This window comes from Lysinibacillus sp. NPDC097231, assembly GCF_044761885.1.
Classification (GTDB): domain Bacteria; phylum Bacillota; class Bacilli; order Bacillales_A; family Planococcaceae; genus Lysinibacillus.
Map to the genome: position 1 here is coordinate 39,389 of NZ_JBIWDH010000002.1, position 19,670 is coordinate 59,058.

Here is a 19,670-nt window from a genome sequence, read left to right on the forward strand (position 1 = left end):
ATGAGATTGACATGATTACTTTGATTTTAAAATGTAGTTTACTTAGTTGGTGTGTGCGATGGCGCTGATTTCAATCAGTTGCTCTGGGAATGCCAAGTAAGTCACGCCGATGAGGCTGCCGGCCGGTCGATGTTGTCCTAGGTATTCCTTGAACAGTTGGAGGACTGGTTCGGAATGTTCTTGCGCATTTGTTAAATAGATCTCCATATAAGCTAGGTTGGACTTCGTGACACCAAGTCCCTCCAGTACTCGATCGAGATTTTCAAGCGTCTGTCGGGTCTGTGCTTCGATATTGCCCTCGCCAATGAACGCACCCTTCATATCGTGGGAAAATTGCCCTGAAATGTAGATAGTGCCGTTGACGCTGTAACCTTGGGTAATACCGTGATCCCAAAGACCGTGATCGTAGGTTTTAACATTTGTCATTATTTTTCTCTCCTTTACTTCAATGTAATGTCAGTATAAAATGAACGCAAACAAAAAAATAGTACGCACTTTTTTGATAGCTACTACCGGAAAGGATAGTGTAAATATGAGTATGGCGGACTATAATGAAAAGGGTAATGTTCAAGAGACACCTTTTGGCTATACAATATCAGTGATTGGTGGTAAATGGAAAATGCTTATTATTTACCTTCTGGCAGAAAACCAACCAGTTCGATTTAATGATTTGAAAAGAAAAATAGGAGCTATTACTTTTAAAACATTGAGTTCACAGCTTAAAGAATTGGAAGCAGATGGGATTGTTAGACGCAAAGAGTATCCTCAAATTCCCCCTAAAGTTGAGTACAGTCTCACACATAAGGCAGAAACTCTATTACCTGTTTTGGAACAGTTATGTGAGTGGGGAGAAAAAAACAGCAATAATTAAGCTCCTTCTGTATAGCCGATTTTAATAGCATCATCCATTCCAAAAACGTGAAAGCTTTTTTACGAGAGCAATTAGAAAACTGTGGATTTAATTCTTTGTTCATGCCGGAGACGTTTGTGGAATAAAGAGATTTAAAACAATCAATCTTTTTTATAAAAACAGTTATTAAAAATAAAAGAAAGCTGTCATTTTGTTCAATCTTTATTCAAAACGACAGCTTTTTATATACAGTAAAATCAAGGATTTTGAGTAATTTATAATTGAACTTTATTCTAAACCAACATTAAGAATTACATATATTAAGCATATTTAATAATTTCGGCGTTTGGAGAATATCCAAGCGTTTTTTGCGTGCTAAGAAGAAAAAATAGGTTTTTGTGGATAAATACTACCTTTTAATCTAAAATTAGCTATATAAAAACAAAGGAAATAAGGGGGGGAAAAGTAATGAGTCAAGTTTGTGTTATCAGCATCTATGTACCTGATATTAAAGAAGCGATTCATTTTTACACAACTGTTTTAGGATTTGAGGTAAACAAACAGTACGGCCCCACAATCGTAACACTTGTTCACGGAGATTTACCGATAGTTTTAGAGGAAACGGAAAATGCGAAAGCTAGTCAAGATAATGATTCTATGGGTGTTGTTCTTGCATTAAAAACAGAGGACATTTATCAAACGCTTAAAAAGTTAAGAGAGCATAATGTTCATTTCGTTTTAGATGAACCTATGGATTGCCCTCCAGGAAAAGTGATTAGTTTTAAAGATCCTTTTGGGAATGTCTTAGAGTATTTACAATTTATTTAATGTAAAGTAGGAGCCACATTTCTTATGAAGTTGTGGCTTTTTATTATGAGAGATGGAATGAATAAACAAGAGGTGTTTGGATTGAGTAAAGAATATTTTGAAGTCCCAATAAGATGTATAGGAGTTGCAACAGTTTTATTAAAAAAGATAGATCATCAATATAAAGTTTTACTCCTTAAAAGAGCTACTACTGTACTACGGGATGTATGGTGTTACATTGGAGGCGCAATTGAAAAAGGTGAAAGTGCTTGGGAAGCTGCTTTAAGAGAAATAAAAGAGGAAACCGGGATAACCAAGGTTGCATTATATACATCAAATCAATTTGATCAACTATACTCACCGAAAGAAAATTATATATATGTTGCACCTGTTTTTGTTGGAATTGTGGAAGATCAACAACAAGTTAAATTAAATGATGAACACAGTGACTATCAGTGGCTATCATTTGAGGAGGCAATAGAGATGGTTTCATTACCTGGAAATGATGAAGTTCTTATGTCTATCGAAAAACATTTTGTCATAAGAAAACCGCCAGAGTTTTTACGAGTTGGAAAGTAAAGTTTTTCATAATAAGGAGGCCATTAATGGAGGTTTGGGATGTTTTCGATCAAGATCGAAATAAAACAAATAAGAGGCATGTACGTGGTGCAAAGTTAGCAGATAATGAATATCATATAGTTGTTCACGTTTGGATAAGGAATCATAAGGGGGAGATCCTTATAACGAAAAGACATGAGCTTAAAGCTTACCCAAATTTATGGGAATGCCCAGGTGGTTCGATATTAGCGGGTGAAAGTAGTCTTGATGGTGCGCTACGAGAAGTGCAAGAAGAGATTGGGATAAAATTACTTAGCTCTAACGGCAAGATTATAAAGAGTGAGCGTAGGGATGCGTACAATGATTTTTACGATGTATGGCTTTTTGACCAAAGTTTTGAACTGACAGAAACTGTTCTACAAGAAGATGAAGTGAGCGACATTAAGTGGGTAACGAAATTGGAGCTTGAAAATATGTATCATGCAAATTGTATTGTGCCAACGCTAGACTATTTTAAAGTATTATTCTAAAAAAGGTAAATGTATAGTGAGAAAGCTCCTTTATCTTATTTAAATACTCCCTGTAGTTAAATATTTATGTATAATAATATAAATAAAAATCATCGGAGTGTTTATTGTGTTAACAAATATTATATTATTTTCCATCACAAGTTTTCTATTAATAATAGTACCAGGACCAGATACAGCAATTATTACAAGGAATACAATTGTTCATAAAAAAGGTGGTGGATTTCGTACCTTAATTGGAACACTGTTTGCTATATCCGTACATACTATTGCAGCTATTGTCGGATTGTCCACAATTATTCTGCAATCAGCATTTATCTTTACAATTTTTAAATATGTAGGGGCAGCCTATCTTATATATTTAGGCATAAAATCTCTTTATTCCATAAAGAAACATAATAATTCATTAAAACACGAAATCGTAGAATTACAAGACAGCGCGCAAAACAACGAAAAATCTCTAATGTTACAAGGTTTCTTGGCAAATATTTCAAATCCTAAAGTAGCCATCTTTTTCTTGACATTCTTTCCACAATTCGTAAATCCCCAAACTGATACAACTATAAGCTTTTTGATTCTTGGGGTAGTTTACTTATTTATTAAGTTTGCTTGGTTTGCTCTTTTTATCTATATTATTGATTCCGTAAGGCTCTGGATGAAAAAAGGGGCTGTTAAAAAAGCAATGGACGGATTGACAGGAGTAGTATTCATTGTATTTGGTCTCCGTTTAGCATTAGAACATAGATGATAAAAAGAAGCCTAAAGAAAGTCAAGTAACACAAGTCATAAAAAGGAGGCAAACAAAGTATCTATTTGTTAGCCCTTTTTTTATGCTGCCATGAAATTGAATAAAAACTTTAAAGGTTATTAGTATAGATTAAAGTTCTTAATAAATACCACAAGCCCACACCCGCAATAACCAAAAGAATGAATAGAACAATCGATAAGGCGAAGTTTGACCCTGTACCTGCACCGTAATATGCCATACTTTTTCCTCCTTTCACTGAAACTGAAACAATTCTCGAGCGCTGAACAAAATCCACCACAGCCTTTATCGATAGAATATCCATTCAGAAAGGATAGGGTGATGGCATTTATCTCAGAAAAATAAACGCTATTTCTCTAAAGTAAATAAACAAGCCATGAAAGAACTACTAAACTCCTTTGTTTAGCAATATGTTGATCGTTCAATAAATAAGCGCATGATTAAATCAACTACTTTTTAAAACATGCGCTTATTTATTGTGTGTCGTTTTCTGATTGTGAGCAAAGCTGTAGAATTATTTATACTATATTAATTCCTGCACTTACGGTACCTAGAATAGAGAAGTTAAGTGCAGGAGGATTTATGGATGATGAAATATAAACGACCATTACTAAACGGTCCCCAGCTACTACTGGTAAAGGCTCGATATTTGCTGTTCCGAAAGTAAGCGTTGCAGATGGACCAGTAATTGGTGGAGCTAAATCAACACGTGCATTCGTTGGAGTAAAGATATTAGTTCCTGCTTCAGCACGAAAAATTTGAGCCGTGATTATCTGAGTGCCACCTCGATTAGGATTAAAAAATGCATCAAATGTCGCAGAAATAGACGTAATATTACCATTGCGAGGAACTGAAAAGGCTTCGCTTAAAGTGCTAGTTAGGTTAATTGTATTGTCATCTAAAATAGACACACCATTTACTGCAGTACCGAAACCTATGAGACTAGCAACCCTTGTAGTGCCACTTGCAATAGCAACTATAGATGTTGTAATGCCAGATGCAAAGGGAATGATGGAACCGCTGTCATTTTCTGCGCCGTTCTCAATTTCTAAATTTATGCAGTTTATATCAATTGCTACAAATGGTCCGAAATTTTCACATTCTTTTCTAGTTGGAAAATTACTTTGACAACTACATTTACTCATACACAATTTCACCTCCTTATTTCTTTATACTATGTTGGAAAAAGTAAAAAAGTCAGGGCCAATAACCTTATGTTTGGGTAATAACCCTGAAAAATAAAAAATACAGAGGAATTAAGAAGTTTCTGTAATGAATAACATAAATTGAGTGTATTTGGGTACACCACACTATCAAATTTAAGTTTAGAAAAATAAAAGGACTTGCATAACTAACATACAAGCCCTGGATTGCTATTTTGTTGTTGATTGTTGTTTTCATTCAATTTGTAATACCATTTTTCTGCTTGCTGTTGTCATATCCAATTGTTCATAAAAATCGATTGCTTTTGCATTAAATTCCCATACATTTAACTCAATGGATGGAGCTTCTCTTTCCTTTGCCCAAGCAACACAAGCTTCGAATAATAACTTGCCAATGCCTTTTCTTTGGTGAGCGTTTTTCACACCAAAATCATGGATATAGGCGAATTTTCTTTGAACAAGTGAATGGAAAGGTGGGGCAGCTTCAATACTTATGACCGCAAAGCCGACTACCATATCATCTTCTTTTGCAATGAGAATCTCACTAGTATCACTTTCAATGAGTTCTTTGTAGTAGGATATGGGCATGACCGCTTCAACGCTTTTAAAAATAGACGGTTCTGCTTCGACATGCTCTTCATGTCCTTCTTTAACAATGTCATTCACGTCCCGATAATTTTCTTCCGTTGCTACCAAAATAGTAATTGCCATATTCAGCCTCCTACCATAATTCATTTACATAAATGATAACATAATTGGTGGGAGAAAAATGGTGAATAACGGATGACCAGGGCTCATTAACGAGCACCTGGTTGTTTTGTGTTTTTACTTACCTTCTAAAACAGGTGATATTTCTTCTGCTGAATCGTTAGTATAAGATTTACGATTGATTACATATAGAAGTATCACTAAAATACTCGTAACAGCAATCCAGCATAATGTCATGGCTGCAGCATTCCAAAGTTCGCCACTAAAGAATAGAATTTCTTTTAAACCTTCAAACATGAAGCGGAAGGGTAACCATGGATAGATCCAATCAACGTAAAAAGTAGGTAACATTTCTGGTGCGATTTGCAGAAGTGGTAAGCCAAAGAACATTAACAAAATGAAAATTGGTAGACCTGCAAATTGAATCCAGGTAGTGACAGCTAATATTAATAAAATAAATGTTGCACATGTAAGAGATAAGAATAAGGCAACATGACTGAAATGAGCAAACTCATAATCAAGCATCCAAGTTGAATACCAAGTTAATAAATATCCTCCAAATAAACCAAGCATAATGGCAACTAAAGCTTGGAACCCTCGGAATTTTAGTTGCTCAGCTACAGAATTGAACTTGCGATGCCTTCCAGCAAACCATAAAAGGAGTGCGCTAATTAAACTGCTAATCCAGATGGGCTGGAAGAATGAAAGAGGTGCATTGCCTAATTTACCGGTTTCATGGACATTGACGATTTCACTTTGAATAGGTGTTAAATAAGTGCGTACTTGATCGACATTTAATGGAATATTATTTTTTTCAACAACAGCTAACAGTTGATTACTTACATTGTCGTTCATTTTTCCAATCATGGTGGACAAAGCTTGTGTCACCATAGTTGCAACATTTGTATTTTTCCCTTGGTTAATATAAATTTTTAGCACTGCTGATGTAGGTGTCGGTGTTTGAAATGAAGCGTATTTTTCAGAAAAATCTTTAGGGATATAAAGTGCCCCGTATAATTCTTGATTGGCTAACATTTCATTCATGTCTTGTTCGTTTTTAATAATGACCCATTTAAAGGGGTTTTCTTTTGCAGATTGTGAATTTTTTTGAATCATCTCGACAAAAGTTTGGCCCATTTGCCCTTCATCCTCTAGAACAAGGCCGATTGGTAGATTTTTGGGGGATGAATGAGTCGCAGGAATTTGGGTTGCTACAAAAATGAATGATATGAACAGTACCGCTAAAAAAGCTATACCAAAAAATTTATTTTCTTTCATAAACATTCTCCTTTCAGATAATATACAACGTGTTGATTATTTCTCAGCTTGATTATATACTCTAAAAAAACCACTTCCTATCATCAATAGTGGCAGAAGTGTTCAATACTCAACATATTCAAAATTATGTTCATTAAAAGGAGTGGAATAAAAGAGATGTCCAAAACGGATCGACGAATTATCCGAACGAAAAGTGAAATTAAACAAGCATTTTTCTCTTTGCTTTCCGAAAAGAACTTTGAGGCGATTACTGTTCGAGATATTACGGAACGTGCAAATATAAATCGTGGCACTTTTTATCTACACTACGTGGATAAATACAATTTATTAGAACAGTACGAGAACGAAATGTTAGAAAAATTCAATGTCATTTTTGATGAAGCTAACAAATTAGAATTGAATGCCCATCAGTTTAAAAATGAACGATTACCTATCATGATCCAAATTTTACAGGTGTTTTATGAAGAAGCTGATTTCCTAAGATTAATATTAGGGCCAAATGGCGATCCATTTTTCCAAGAAAAAATAAGACAGTTCTTCGTAAAATATTTCAAGAATTATCTATTGAATCACATAAATGAAAGTCAGTTGAAAATCCCAATAGAATTGATAATTGCCTTTAATTCAAATGCTCTTTTAGGCGTTATTACATACTGGTTACAACATGATATGCAACAATCACCAGAAGAGATTGCGAACATGTTGGTGGAAATAATATTAAAGGGACCTTTTGAAGCAAGTGGACTTCGGTCAATCTTCGAAAATAAAGAGCGTTGGACCTAGGTGTAAAATACACCTCCTAATTTTGGTCATGATAGAAACGAATATGTAGGGCTGTTTTTGAATTTTATTGATATATATAGTCCAGAGATATTATTGGGAGTAATGTTACAGTTTTATGGGGGTTAAGAGCTGGTAAAGTGGTTACTTTAAAAATTAAAAATATACTATTCAGAGAAACATTATTTATTACTAAAATCGACTAAATGGAGGTGTATTGTCATGAAAAAAATATATGTTTTATTCTTTATTTTGATAATTTATGGATGTGATGTTCCTAATAAATCACATGATATTAAAATGGATCCCGATATATTTCCTTACCCAAAGCTACTAGAAGATATAACTGACAAACAAGGTGAAATAGAGAATAAAGAGCGATTTGAAAAGTTTTATAATAATGTTCAGCAAAATAAAACAGATAATATAAGATTAGTTAGATATACACCTGAAGGTAATCTGGTGTTTTATTATCTGGAATACCAAAATGAAATGATCTATTTAACAATTGATACTAAAAGCAATATCAATGAGCAAAAAAGTCTTATTCAAACAACCTGTATTTCACTTAAAAAAGTACAAACGAACATTAGTGAAAAATACTTACTCGAAGGCTGTGATAAGACTATTGACAACAATATTTTAATTATTAAGAAATAGCTGGTCTTTTATTTGAAACTATTCACTGTAAAAATATCCGATTTTAACCATATATAACTCAGTCTATTTTTTTGCTAAAACCTACCATACTTACTTTAAAAATTACCATCGCCTTTTGCGAATTATATCAAACACAAGAGATATTACCATCTAAAATTTTAGGTTAACTCATATAACGTGTCTGAATGCTTTGGAGATTTGGGAGTGGAATGAAAATCGCACAACCTGACTCATTTAAAATAATGAATAAGCTTATTAACATAGTTGAGATTGATGCACGCATCGGTGTGCTAATATGGTTGGAAAGAAACGGATTTTGCTTGATACATTTTGTCACGATATTCATAAACAATGACAACTTCGCCAATAAAACTGGCAGGGGATACTTGTGCACTAACTCGCGCTATTAGTTGCTTATCTTTTACTTCGTATCGAATAATTTCTCCAAAGGCTATATCATCAAATAAGTTTGTACGTTGGATGTTTAAAGGGGGAATATCAATGTGAAATACTTTGCCGTACAAGCTGATTTCGGCTTTCTCGGTCGTTAGCTTAGTTTTTATGTTTTTATAGATGATCGCCATAGGGTTATCGACAAGTATGTTCATCAAACCATTCTTATTTCTAAAAACATGAACCTCTTCATCTAAAACCCCAGTACCATAACCCTTCGTCAAGATAACGATTAACTCTTTCTTTCCATCTTTGTTAATGTCCTCATAATATATTTGTGGGGCATAGGTGGGGTTCGTATCATTCACCCAAAAAGGTCTGTAGAAAGTGGCTCCTTTGAAATCAATTTTAAAATCTCTATAAAGGCTACCTATTTTCTTAGCAGACAAGGTTATATCTTCCTTGCTCAATGTTGAAACAATTTCATATTCTTCATTTTTGGCTTCTGCAATGTTCAGAGCAACCACAAGATAAATAATGAGCAGTACAATAATGTATCTTTTCAAAAGCAACACCTCATCTTAGTGTTCCTTCATTTAATCTTATATATGTACTTAATAGGAAGAAAAAATGAAAAGGGTCACTCGGAGGAAAGTAACCCTTAGTATTTTTGTATATGAAAGGCTAAGTTAGTATCACCCTTCTATTATTATGAGCAACGGGTATTTTACGGGATACTATTGTGATTTTTAGTACAAGAAGGCAGTGCCGACAATTATCAAAAGAATGAATAGAACAACAATTAAGGCGAAGTTTGAACCGTTACCATAACCTGAGTATGACATAATTATTTCCCTCCCTTCTACAAACTATTGTATGTATAGTTGGTGCAAGGAAAAGTGGTATTTAACTAATCATTTCATTAGCTTAAAAAATAAATAATCATGCTGTGTACTTTGAGATATATCGTAAGGGATATCATATGGATTTATAACTTAGACACTTATGACGAGAGAAAAGTTTAGCTAATTTTACTATTAAGTAAAACTAGATTTCTTAAAATGCAGAAGGCACATAAAAAGGGCCACTTTCGTAAAAGTGACCCTAATGAGGAGGTGAAAGGCTAATTTAGCTATACATAATTATTTATTATACTGTGATAGTTGCAACAGAATTTTTGAAGATTAATACATGAAAGTAGCGCCGACAATAATTAAAAGAATGAATAGCACGACAATTAGAACGAATGCTGAGCCATTATTGCCACCACTATAGCCACCGTAGCAGCAACTGTTAAAATTGCCTAAATTTCCGCCGTAGTATCCCATAAAACATTCCTCCTTTCATCCTTATAATATGTAAAGGTGTAGAAAATGAAGGGGGTATTCATCCAATTAGAAGTGCTTTAGTAGTAGAAGTTAAACGAATTCAGTTGAGTATATGGAGGAAAAAGACATTAAAAGAGCCACTTGTATGAAAGTGACCCTCAGTAACAAGTCAAGGCGTTGCAAGCTATATTTAGCTTACTATACTAATATGACGAGTAAGCTTCTTATGTATAGTGATTTGTCTAAAAGAAAAAACAAATGTAAAAATAAGCAAATGCCCTAAAGAAGTCATTTTCATCAATTGCTGCATTACTAGGGAAATGAACATTAGGAATGGCTACTTTAACAAAGTAAATATTTTGGTTAAGCATCAACTTTCCATGGAACACTATAAATAGGAATCGAGCAATACGCATGATAAAAACAAAAGTGCTACCATGGAAATCAAAAGACTCCGTTGATAGCACCGAGAAAAATAATTTAGTGAAAATATTTTTCTACGCGTTGAAGTACTTCGTCAGCAGAAAGACCATTCGCATCAATGACAGGTCCTGCTAAAACAGGATCACTAATACCCATGACATCCCTGTCTTGCCCAGTGATTACGCAGGCATCACACTTTTTTGCATCTTCTTCGTTTCGAAGCTGAATAACTTCATATCCTTTTGCTTTTAAAGCATCTTCTACGTTTGATAATGATTGCTCAACACCGATTATTCTAGACATTATTCTTCCACCTCCTATATGTAATGTGTCATATAGGATTGCTTATTATTCACAGAATTCACTTTTTTGTTCTTAAGCAATGGATTATGAACAATCATGTTACTATCAGAGCAGCTTATTGATGTGAGACAGTAACGCTGGTAACGAAAATTTAATATTTATAATTTAAATGAGGGATTTCCGTTCAGGCTACTCGCTTTGTTGCTGCCGCTCCGCTTTCGCACAGACAAAGCCCTTTTGCTATAAAACAACACGATACATGCTATGTTAATTAGTTGATTGGAGTGGAGACTGGGCGACACCATGAAGTTAAAGGATTCACACACAGTTTTGTGTATGAATCCTTTTTCGCTCTTTGGCAGGTGGATATCGATAAAATTCAAAAGTTGTGTGATAAAACGTGAAAGTTAATCGATAAAGTTCAAAAATTGGGCGATAAAACAGAAAAGTGCTCCGATAAAACTCAATAGTTGGATGACATTTAGTCTATGAATAAATTCTAGATTAAATACCTAATAATTGCTTTTTCTTAGCTTCAAATTCATCTTTGGTTAAGATACCCGCATCTAAAAGCTCCTTCATTTTCAAAATTTCATCAGCTGTACTTAATGTTGCAGCTTGGGCAAGGGATGTACGAGCATGTCGTTTCGTTTCGATTAATGCTATTAACGCTTTAGCTTGTTGTAGCTCTCTTTTTACAAACGTGATGGAGTTTTCATCTTTGACGGCTGCCAATGTTCCGCCCTTTGTTTCACTTGACCCAGAATAGGCAAACTGGATATACCCAGTAGTCAGCCCAGGTTTTTTAAATTGGATAGCTGTGATTGAGTTAATGGGAATGGATTTTTCTCCTTTTGTACCACCTTTGTTAATAAAGTTTGAGAACCCTCTTGGTTGGATTTTTATCGTATAGTCATCCACAGTTACAGTAAATTTTCCATTTGATCTAAACTCAAAAACTTGTGGCATTCCATTTCCTCCCTTAAATAAAATCTTTCATGAAAACGTTGATCACCATAAAGTAGGGGTTGATTTCCGTTCCAAATGGGCACTTCCCTGGAAAGCCATTCTACACTTCATTCAACTTTGTGTGCAGTGGTGATGAACCTATTTAAAAAGAGACTTATCGGATTATAAAGGATTTGCATTAGTAAAATGGTCTAGCCCTTTGTTCTTTTTGTTCTTTATTTATGAATATGTTTAAATCCAAGCGAAAATTTCATAGGATGCAGGATTTTTCAAATATATGTTCGTCAAAATCAACGATTTCATTGCATTCAGGTTAGGATTAGATTTAAAAGTAACGCTAACCGTGTTAGGATATTATTGCGGAGGAGGTGTTATTTGCCAAAGGGGGCTTGTGTTCATAACAGAAAACACAAACTTTTGACAATTATGTTTCATGAAAAAGAAAAAAATTGTGCTCATTATTAGCTTGTTTATAGTATTTTTAACAGGCTCACGAATTCTATGGTTTCAGTTATTTAGTAATACACATCAACCACATGTTGTAAAAGGAGAATTAGATTTACGAAAGTGGAATTTTAATGACGGTCATTTAGTGACGCTTGATGGAGAGTGGGAATTTTATCCTTATACTTGGTTGATGGATAAAGAAAGGTCTTTAGAAGCCTCTAAGGATAATCCTACATACATACAGGTTCCAGATGGATGGGGCTCTTCTTTGCAAGAGGGCGAATTTACACCTTATGGTTACGGTTCTTATCGCCTAAGAATTCTCGTCAATCCAAAAGACAATATTACCTACAGTATACGAGTTGCCAGTGTTCGAAGCGCCTCAGAAATATATGCGAATGGTCGACTGTTGGCTAAATCAGGTGAGATTGGGGAGAATGGGGAACATACAGTGGCCTATAATATTCCTTATACAGCTTCCTTTGAAGCTAACAGTCAAAACGAAATCGACATCATTGTTCAGGCTGCTAATTTTAAGGACCCTCGTAACGGTGGAATTGTTCGCTCCATTAAATTAGGAAAGGAAGATGTACTAGCCCGAGAAACGCAATTTTCAATAACGATGCAGCAAATGGTGGCTGTGGTTTCTCTAATTCATGCTATCTATGCTTTTGTCTTATATTTGGTTGGAAATAGAGATAAACGATTACTTTACTTTTCTCTATTAGCATTTAGCACCATGAGCTTTTATCTTTTAGGAAGTGATGAGAAATTATTATCTTATTGGTTTCCTATCAATTATGAATGGGGATTTAGATTAGTTCACCTTTCGATGATTGGCATAGGCTACTCACTGTTCCAATGTATCAAACAATGGCTGCCAAAAAGTTTACTTAAGATAACGCCTTGGCTCATGATTCTGTTTGCAATAGCAGCACTGTTGTCAATAGTACTGCCTGCTCACAACGTTATTATCATTCAACCTATTTATTCTACTCTTATAGGAATTCCAATGTTTATCGCAGTGATAACGATGATTCACAAATCCATTAAAGACATTAATAATAATATTTTATTACTGTTAGCAATGTTTGCGTTTACCAATAATATTGCTTGGTATGGAATTTCTCTCATTACTGGAATAAAGGTTATTCATTATCCTTTTGATTTAATCATTACGATGGCTTGTTTAGCTATTTTATGGTTTAAGGATTATGCTAAAGTTTATTCGGAAACCAAAGAACTTGCTATGAAGCTACAAAAGACTGATAAGTTAAAGGATGAATTCCTTGCAAATACTTCGCATGAGTTACGAAATCCACTGCATGGAATCTTAAACATTTCTAAAGCTGTTTTGGATAGAGAAGAGAGCTCGCTTAGTGAAAAAAGTGTTAAGGATTTAGAAACAGTACTTTCTGTTGGTCGTCGTATGTCACTCATGTTAAATGATTTACTCGATGTTATGAGCTTAAAAGAAAATACGCCCAAGCTACAGCTTAGAACTTTTTCGATTCATACGATTGTATCAGGTGTTTTAGATATGCTTTATGTGATGCAGGAAGGAAAATCAATTCAGCTCATTAATCAAATCCCTGAAGATTTTCCCAAAGTAATGGCTGATGAAAATAGGGTTATCCAGATTGTTTTCAATTTACTTCATAATGCCGTTAAATTCACAAACGAAGGTGAAGTGACAATATCAGGTCATGTGAAAAATGATAGGTTGGAAATTGTCGTCGCGGATACTGGTATTGGTATCGATGAAGAAACACTTCAGCATATATTTGAACCTTATGAGCAAGGCACCTTGAGTAAGACAATGATAGAAGGGGGCTTTGGACTAGGACTCAGTATTAGTAAACAATTAGTTGAACTTCACGGTGGGACTTTACAGGCAAAATCAGTTTTGGGTAAAGGTTCAGAATTTACGTTCACTTTACCGATATCTGCTATCACTGATGAAGAGGATACAGCAAAAGATGAGCAACTGCCAGAATGCCCTAAGGAAGAGGGTACAGTAGTGAATTCGCCCAATCCGTTCGACGATACAAAAAAACATCCTGTTATTAAAACAAACCGACCAAGAGTATTAGTTGTCGATGATGATCCAGTTAACTTAAGAGTCATCGAAACAATACTTACTACAGAAAAATACGACTTAGTAACGGTTACAAGCGGTAGTAAGGCTCTAGAAATTTTACTAACTCAAAAGTGGGATTTGGTTATTTCAGACGTTATGATGCCAAATATGTCAGGATACGAATTGGTCCGTACGATTCGACAGCAATTTTCTATAGCTGAACTTCCGGTTTTACTGCTTACAGCACGGAGTCAGCCTCAAGATATTGAGAATGGATTTTTATCTGGTGCTAATGATTATGTAACAAAACCTGTGGATGCATTGGTGTTACGATCAAGGGTGAAGGCATTAACTGATGTTAAACAATCTGTACAAGAACGACTTCGAATGGAAGCGGCTTGGCTTCAGGCACAAATACATCCTCATTTCCTATTCAATACACTCAATGCCATTATCACTTTAAGTGAAATTGATCTTGAGCGTTCTAACAAGCTAATCGAAGCACTCAGTGATTTTTTAAGGGGATCGTTTAAGTTTCAAAATATTGATGAGCTTATTCCGCTAGAGGAAGAGTTAAATCTTGTACAATCTTATTTATATATTCAACAGGAACGTTTTGGGGAGCGGGTACAAGTTACGTGGGAATTGGAAGTATCTACGGAGATAATGATTCCATCCCTCTCCATCCAACCATTGATTGAAAATTCGTTGAAACACGGTATATTGAAACGTGTAAGCGGAGGAAATCTGCATATCCGCATTTTAGATTACGACACGTACATTGAAATCACTGTAGCAGATGATGGTATGGGAATGGATGAAGAAACGATGGAAGGTTTACTTCAAAGAAAAGCGAAAAGTCTAACTGGCATTGGGTTGCTAAATACAGACCTTCGATTAAAGCAATACTACGGTGAGGGACTTCGAATTGAAAGTAAACTAAATCAAGGGACATCCATATCGTTTATTGTTTTTAAAGAGGAACAATAATCAAAAGAGAATCCGTGATATAAGTAAATACAAACATCTCTATATGAACTGCATCTGCCATTGTTAGTTATATGCCCTAACAATGGCGATGCAGTTCGTTTTATCTTCATTCAGTGCGTGTCCAAACACCTACTGAATGAAGAGTGACGGATAGAAATGACAAATAGACGGATAGGACCCGAATGGATAGAAAAGCGAAAGCCGAGACGGATAGCTGAGCCGAAGAGAAGGATAGAAAGGTTGAAGAGACGGATAGGAATGCCAAAGCGATGGATAGGACGAATAAAGAAGTCGAATGGATAGAAAAGTGAAAGCCGAGACGGATAGCTGAGCCGAAGCGACGGATAGAATTGTTGAAGAGAAGGATAGAACCATCAAAGTGACGGATAGGACGAATAAAGAAGCTGTATTAATAGAAATACGAAGATCGAGACGGATAGCTGCGCCGAAGAGAAGGATAGAAAGGTTGAAGTGACCGATAGAAATGCCAAAGAGACGGATAGAACCATCAAAGCGACGAGCTTTTTTTAAAAATGACCAGTACTCACGTTTTATTTGAGTACCTGGTCATTTTTGTCTTTATTACTGCGCGAACTCGATCATTCTTCTTAGCAATACCAAAAAATTTTAAACATATATGTTTCAATTCTCATTTAATTCACATCCTTAAGTAAAGAATTTCGAGGTTACTTCTATAAGTAAATACAAGAAAGAACAGATAACCACCATAATTTGTTATCTGTTCACCATAGGGATTCAATTATTATGAGACGGTACCACCATTTCATCTAGAGCATTTTTTTCGAGATTCTCTTTTGTCTCGGCATTAACAGTTTTTTCTTTTGCTTCTGCCTGCTCACTAGCTGGAGCTTCATCATGTGAAGAACAGGCAGTGAGTAAAAATGTTGCCATGGCACCTATATACAATAATTTTTTCATTTCACTAACCTCCATTTTGTTAATTGGTTACGTTTTAGATTGCGCACATTACACCTAGAATATAACGGAAATTGCACTGATAAAATTTGGTTATGTAACAAAATTAGCATGGCGATCGTTAAACAAATAAAAGGAGATTAATGGTATGAAAAAGATCTTAGGTGTTGTAATTTGTGGGCTAATAATAGTGGGGTGTTCACATAAAGAATCAAAAGATATCATTGAACAGGATAGCCAGATACTCGCTATAGCTAAAGAGGTTGCATGGGAAGAAAGCTCACATTTTACATCTGAGAATTTAAGCTTGATTGGTAAACCGCAATTATTAGGATTTACGCATAATGAAGGAGAGAATATAGTTGCGAACAAAACAGGAAAGTATGGCTGGCACTTTTGGGGAGATAGCGTCAAAACAGGTGACTTTCTAATTGTAAAGGGTACTCACCAATTGACGCATATAGAAATGGAATTGGTTACGAATGCTAAGTTAATTGGACCGAACGGTGGGGCAGATAACCACGCCCCAACCAATATGACTTTCCCACAAGGAGGCATGTGGAAGCTAGATGCTTATATTGATGGAAGGTTAGTTGATAGTGTTTATGTAAAAGTACAAACCTAAAATAACAGGCAGTAAGTTATTTTGATTATTTACTAATACAATCGATAATTTGTAGTTAGTACGCTTATTAATTGACTAAAAATTGGTCTAAACCTTGTTTAACGGAAATCTAAATTTAGAAGATGGCGTCCTTTTCCTCTAATTTTATAACAATAAACTGTGTATAAAGAAATGACAGAACCTGAGTGCCGATTGATACGTAGCCTACTTTATATTCTATTAAAGCAGGCTACACCCAAATTAATTAAAATTCTAAGCGCATGGTATGGCTCTTTTCTTCGTAACCATGCTTTTTGTACAAGGCAATAGCACCTCTATTTTCTGCTAAAACATTTAACTCCAAGTAATCTAACTGGCGATTAAGTGCCCATTTTTTAGCCTCTTCTAGCAAGACAGAGCCAATGCCTTTGCTTTGATATTGATTTCCTACAATGACATCGGTTACGTAAGCATATTGATGCGTTACAATGCAAGAATAGGGAAGAGTAGTTAGTTCTTGTATAAGTAAAAAGCCAACTATACAGTTGTCGATTTCGGCAATTAAAATATCTGATGTATCCTCAATGATTGTTTTTTTCAGAAACCCAACATCCTGTTTTGCAGGAGCTATGTACATTGGTTGTAGTTTTGACATTTCTAAAAAAAGTTCTTCATATAAAATTTCAATTTGCTGGATATCATTTAAAGTTGCAAATTTTATATCCATAAAATACCTCCGTTTATTTAAATTGTAAGATACATTATACTATATTCCTGAAATTTTCACATAACCTATGTCAGTATAATGCGCATGTAAATTCCAATACTAAAGCTATGTTTGAGAGAGGAGGTATTTTTAGTGAGATTACTTACTTGGGGAGTAATTGGTGTTGCCATTTTTGGCGCTCTGAAACGTTTAGGGAAATTTAATTTTCAAAATGAACAACAGCTGGCTCCATCTATTCAGAAAACAACTACACCCGTACAAATCGTAGCAAATAGTAACCCTCTTACTGCCAATACTCCAAAACAGTAAAGAGAAAAAATGCTTATAGACTACATGGTCTATAGGCAGTTACATATGGTTTACAATTATACCCATTTGCAATAAGATAAAAACAAAAAGGATGATAATATGTTGCAAATACGAAGGATTTATAAAGAACAATATCCTAATGGTAAGAAAATTGTTTATCAATATAGCTCTAATCGATATTACGATGTCTCCTACAAAGAGTCAGAAAATGGTTGGTCAATTGACTTTACAATCAAACATTTTGAAACAGTATTTCACAAGTATTTAGAAGGGGAAATTTTTGAGGATTATATAGAAGATATTGAATGCTATATTGTTGAGTTACAAGGAGAAGAAGTGGGCATTATTAGCTTCAGCCATGAGAAGTGGCATAATGTGTTAAGAGTAAATGATATACATATTGATCAGTCTTTTCAGCATCAAGGGATTGGTAGCAAGCTAATGTCTATTGTTAAAACACGGGCAGCAGAAATAGGAGTAAGGGCTATCGTATTAGAAACACAAACTTCCAACTACCCAGCCATTCAATTTTATAAGAAGCATGGGTTTCATCTTATTGGGTGTGATCTAATAAGTTACTCCAATCAAGATATTGAAAGTAAGGAAGTACGAATTGAGATGGGGCTTGTTCTTGGAACCTAAATAAAGGAAGTGGGAATCGAATTTGCCAATGATTATTTCCGATAAAGGGCGTTTTTTACACGATAATGAAGCAACGTTCCTAGATAGAGAATCCTAATATAGAAGATACTTGGGAGAACTATCTCAAATTAAAAGAAGAGTTGGATCAACAATACCTTGATTGAAAGGTTACCAACAGAGCAAAAGACCAAGTTTACATTTGGTCTTTTGCATGGATTACAGAAATTTCTTTATGTCTATTATCGTTTGTAAATGCATGCCTTCATGGAAAATTGTTCGGATTAAAACTTGCTCAATTGTCTGCATCCCCATATCAATAGGAGGAAATTTTTCTTTTATTCGACCACCGTATGTTTTTTTTAGTTGTCGAGGTTGAGCTTTTAATAGCTCCTTTAATTCCTCAAACGATGGTGTCTCCTCATTAAAATTAGCCGGAGATGTGCCGTATCCAAACCATGATTGGTAAGGAAGAAGATCAGCATTTTTTTCTTTTGTCAAAGTCTCAATCCATAAAAATTGATCTAGATAAATATGTCCCATATTCCAGCGGATATTATTATGAAAGCCAGTTGGTATAACTTCAGCTTCCTCTTTCGTGACGGTTTCTAATACCTGCAATACTTCATTTCGATAGCTTTTTAGCTGTTGGAATAGAATTTTATGACGTTGTTTCATGTGTTCAACCCCTTTTCTATTTATACATTACTATATTTGATAAAAACGCTCATTTTTCCTGTCAATGAAAATAAAAAAGAAGAACACGTATAACTCGTGTTCTTCCTAATACCTATCTACTTTGAGTTTGTAGCGCTAATTTCACACCTAAACCTATATAAACGAAGCCAACAGCCTTTTCAACCCAACGTGAACCACTGCTTGTTGTTTTCGTGAAGATTTTTTCACCAATAAAGCTTGTAATGATGGCTAGTAATATAGTGTACAAAGCGCTCATGACAACAAAGGTAATGCCTAATATCAATAATTGCATCGTGACAGATTGACCATTATGCTGAACAAATTGTGGTAAAAACGCTAAGAAAAATAATGCTGTTTTTGGATTTAAAATTTCCGCTAAAAAACCTTGTCGGAATGATGTACTTGAAGGGCTTTGCTCAACTGTCGGTTTTTCTATCTTTTGAGGTTTTGTCAGTAGCATTTGAATCCCTAAATACACAAGGTAAGCAACACCGATATATTTCACTACTTCAAACGCAGTAGCAGATTTCATTAAAATGGCTGATAGACCTAAAACAGCAGCTAATGTATGGACTAAGTCACCTAGCCCAATGCCTAGTGCAGTGAAAATCCCGTTCTTTTTACCACTTTTAAGCGTTTGTGTGATAGTAATGATAACAGCAGGACCAGGAATTAAAAATAAGAGAAGAACTATTGCAATAAAAGATAACATGCTTAACCATCCTA

The 19,670-nt window shown here is 34.9% G+C and carries 25 protein-coding genes; 11 read left to right on the plus strand and 14 right to left on the minus strand.

Annotation, left to right across the window (positions count from 1 at the left end; all coding sequences use genetic code 11):
- Window positions 1-42: 42 nt before the first annotated feature.
- Window positions 43-426, minus strand: coding sequence for a RidA family protein (locus ACIQXF_RS01965; protein WP_402778399.1), 384 nt, complete (start codon window positions 424-426; stop codon window positions 43-45).
- Between the two features lie 106 nt (window positions 427-532).
- Here ACIQXF_RS01965 and ACIQXF_RS01970 point away from each other — a divergent pair, with 106 nt between their 5' ends.
- The 5 genes from ACIQXF_RS01970 to ACIQXF_RS01990 all read left to right on the plus strand — a co-directional run bounded on the left by ACIQXF_RS01970 (window position 533) and on the right by ACIQXF_RS01990 (window position 3,490).
- Window positions 533-871, plus strand: coding sequence for a winged helix-turn-helix transcriptional regulator (locus ACIQXF_RS01970; RefSeq protein ID WP_402779068.1), 339 nt, complete (start codon window positions 533-535; stop codon window positions 869-871).
- A gap of 447 nt (window positions 872-1,318) precedes the next feature.
- The gene (locus ACIQXF_RS01975; RefSeq protein WP_402778401.1) at window positions 1,319-1,678 is read left to right on the plus strand and encodes a VOC family protein; all 360 of its coding nucleotides are present in this window, start codon (window positions 1,319-1,321) and stop codon (window positions 1,676-1,678) included.
- 24 nt (window positions 1,679-1,702) lie between these two features.
- A complete protein-coding gene (locus tag ACIQXF_RS01980; RefSeq protein WP_402778404.1) occupies window positions 1,703-2,236 on the plus strand; it encodes an NUDIX hydrolase in 534 nt (177 codons plus the stop codon).
- 26 nt (window positions 2,237-2,262) lie between these two features.
- Window positions 2,263-2,745, plus strand: a complete 483-nt coding sequence (locus ACIQXF_RS01985) for an NUDIX hydrolase (RefSeq protein ID WP_402778407.1) — start codon at window positions 2,263-2,265, stop codon at window positions 2,743-2,745.
- A 106-nt stretch (window positions 2,746-2,851) separates the two neighbouring features.
- Window positions 2,852-3,490, plus strand: a complete 639-nt coding sequence (locus ACIQXF_RS01990; protein ID WP_402778410.1) for a LysE family translocator — start codon at window positions 2,852-2,854, stop codon at window positions 3,488-3,490.
- Between the two features lie 109 nt (window positions 3,491-3,599).
- On the opposite strand, the gene ACIQXF_RS01995 is transcribed toward ACIQXF_RS01990, so the two are convergent.
- The 4 genes from ACIQXF_RS01995 to ACIQXF_RS02010 all read right to left on the minus strand — a co-directional run bounded on the left by ACIQXF_RS01995 (window position 3,600) and on the right by ACIQXF_RS02010 (window position 6,657).
- Window positions 3,600-3,728, minus strand: a complete 129-nt coding sequence (locus tag ACIQXF_RS01995; RefSeq protein ID WP_402778413.1) for a YjcZ family sporulation protein — start codon at window positions 3,726-3,728, stop codon at window positions 3,600-3,602.
- Between the two features lie 298 nt (window positions 3,729-4,026).
- On the minus strand, window positions 4,027-4,653 hold the full coding sequence (locus ACIQXF_RS02000; protein ID WP_402778416.1) for an exosporium glycoprotein BclB-related protein: 627 nt from the start codon (window positions 4,651-4,653) through the stop codon (window positions 4,027-4,029).
- A gap of 252 nt (window positions 4,654-4,905) precedes the next feature.
- Window positions 4,906-5,382 (minus strand): GNAT family N-acetyltransferase, encoded by a 477-nt coding sequence (locus tag ACIQXF_RS02005; RefSeq protein WP_402778419.1) that lies wholly within the window; start codon window positions 5,380-5,382, stop codon window positions 4,906-4,908.
- A gap of 114 nt (window positions 5,383-5,496) precedes the next feature.
- Window positions 5,497-6,657 (minus strand): YhgE/Pip domain-containing protein, encoded by a 1,161-nt coding sequence (locus tag ACIQXF_RS02010; RefSeq protein WP_402778421.1) that lies wholly within the window; start codon window positions 6,655-6,657, stop codon window positions 5,497-5,499.
- Window positions 6,658-6,783: 126 nt separating this feature from the next.
- Here ACIQXF_RS02010 and ACIQXF_RS02015 point away from each other — a divergent pair, with 126 nt between their 5' ends.
- Window positions 6,784-7,440, plus strand: coding sequence for a TetR/AcrR family transcriptional regulator (locus tag ACIQXF_RS02015; RefSeq protein ID WP_402778424.1), 657 nt, complete (start codon window positions 6,784-6,786; stop codon window positions 7,438-7,440).
- A gap of 219 nt (window positions 7,441-7,659) precedes the next feature.
- On the plus strand, window positions 7,660-8,097 hold the full coding sequence (locus ACIQXF_RS02020) for a DUF4362 domain-containing protein (RefSeq protein WP_402778427.1): 438 nt from the start codon (window positions 7,660-7,662) through the stop codon (window positions 8,095-8,097).
- Between the two features lie 290 nt (window positions 8,098-8,387).
- On the opposite strand, the gene ACIQXF_RS02025 is transcribed toward ACIQXF_RS02020, so the two are convergent.
- The 5 genes from ACIQXF_RS02025 to ACIQXF_RS02045 form a co-directional block, all read right to left on the minus strand.
- The gene (locus ACIQXF_RS02025; protein ID WP_402778430.1) at window positions 8,388-9,056 is read right to left on the minus strand and encodes a hypothetical protein; all 669 of its coding nucleotides are present in this window, start codon (window positions 9,054-9,056) and stop codon (window positions 8,388-8,390) included.
- Window positions 9,057-9,239: 183 nt separating this feature from the next.
- Window positions 9,240-9,335, minus strand: a complete 96-nt coding sequence (locus ACIQXF_RS02030) for a YjcZ family sporulation protein (protein WP_402778433.1) — start codon at window positions 9,333-9,335, stop codon at window positions 9,240-9,242.
- A 339-nt stretch (window positions 9,336-9,674) separates the two neighbouring features.
- Entirely contained in the window at window positions 9,675-9,818 is a 144-nt protein-coding gene (locus ACIQXF_RS02035; protein ID WP_402778436.1) for a YjcZ family sporulation protein, read from the minus strand.
- Between the two features lie 480 nt (window positions 9,819-10,298).
- Complete coding sequence (locus ACIQXF_RS02040) at window positions 10,299-10,544, minus strand: YkuS family protein (RefSeq protein ID WP_402778438.1); 246 nt, start codon at window positions 10,542-10,544, stop codon at window positions 10,299-10,301.
- A 504-nt stretch (window positions 10,545-11,048) separates the two neighbouring features.
- On the minus strand, window positions 11,049-11,513 hold the full coding sequence (locus ACIQXF_RS02045) for a DUF4429 domain-containing protein (protein ID WP_402778441.1): 465 nt from the start codon (window positions 11,511-11,513) through the stop codon (window positions 11,049-11,051).
- Between the two features lie 433 nt (window positions 11,514-11,946).
- On the opposite strand from ACIQXF_RS02045, the gene ACIQXF_RS02050 reads away from it, so the two are divergent.
- Window positions 11,947-15,030 (plus strand): hybrid sensor histidine kinase/response regulator, encoded by a 3,084-nt coding sequence (locus ACIQXF_RS02050; RefSeq protein WP_402778444.1) that lies wholly within the window; start codon window positions 11,947-11,949, stop codon window positions 15,028-15,030.
- 756 nt (window positions 15,031-15,786) lie between these two features.
- On the opposite strand, the gene ACIQXF_RS02055 is transcribed toward ACIQXF_RS02050, so the two are convergent.
- A complete protein-coding gene (locus tag ACIQXF_RS02055; RefSeq protein WP_402778447.1) occupies window positions 15,787-15,969 on the minus strand; it encodes a hypothetical protein in 183 nt (60 codons plus the stop codon).
- Between the two features lie 145 nt (window positions 15,970-16,114).
- Here ACIQXF_RS02055 and ACIQXF_RS02060 point away from each other — a divergent pair, with 145 nt between their 5' ends.
- Window positions 16,115-16,591, plus strand: coding sequence for a DUF4871 domain-containing protein (locus ACIQXF_RS02060; RefSeq protein WP_402778449.1), 477 nt, complete (start codon window positions 16,115-16,117; stop codon window positions 16,589-16,591).
- A 244-nt stretch (window positions 16,592-16,835) separates the two neighbouring features.
- On the opposite strand, the gene ACIQXF_RS02065 is transcribed toward ACIQXF_RS02060, so the two are convergent.
- Window positions 16,836-17,297 (minus strand): GNAT family N-acetyltransferase, encoded by a 462-nt coding sequence (locus ACIQXF_RS02065; RefSeq protein ID WP_402778452.1) that lies wholly within the window; start codon window positions 17,295-17,297, stop codon window positions 16,836-16,838.
- A gap of 132 nt (window positions 17,298-17,429) precedes the next feature.
- On the opposite strand from ACIQXF_RS02065, the gene ACIQXF_RS02070 reads away from it, so the two are divergent.
- The gene (locus ACIQXF_RS02070; protein ID WP_402778455.1) at window positions 17,430-17,606 is read left to right on the plus strand and encodes a hypothetical protein; all 177 of its coding nucleotides are present in this window, start codon (window positions 17,430-17,432) and stop codon (window positions 17,604-17,606) included.
- 99 nt (window positions 17,607-17,705) lie between these two features.
- The gene (locus ACIQXF_RS02075; RefSeq protein WP_402778457.1) at window positions 17,706-18,248 is read left to right on the plus strand and encodes a GNAT family N-acetyltransferase; all 543 of its coding nucleotides are present in this window, start codon (window positions 17,706-17,708) and stop codon (window positions 18,246-18,248) included.
- Window positions 18,249-18,464: 216 nt separating this feature from the next.
- On the opposite strand, the gene ACIQXF_RS02080 is transcribed toward ACIQXF_RS02075, so the two are convergent.
- Both ACIQXF_RS02080 and ACIQXF_RS02085 read right to left on the minus strand, forming a co-directional pair.
- Window positions 18,465-18,923 carry a DinB family protein gene (locus tag ACIQXF_RS02080; protein ID WP_402778460.1) on the minus strand — a complete coding sequence of 153 codons (459 nt, stop codon included), beginning with the start codon at window positions 18,921-18,923 and terminating at the stop codon, window positions 18,465-18,467.
- 112 nt (window positions 18,924-19,035) lie between these two features.
- Window positions 19,036-19,656, minus strand: a complete 621-nt coding sequence (locus tag ACIQXF_RS02085) for a LysE family translocator (protein ID WP_402778462.1) — start codon at window positions 19,654-19,656, stop codon at window positions 19,036-19,038.
- Window positions 19,657-19,670: the final 14 nt, after the last annotated feature.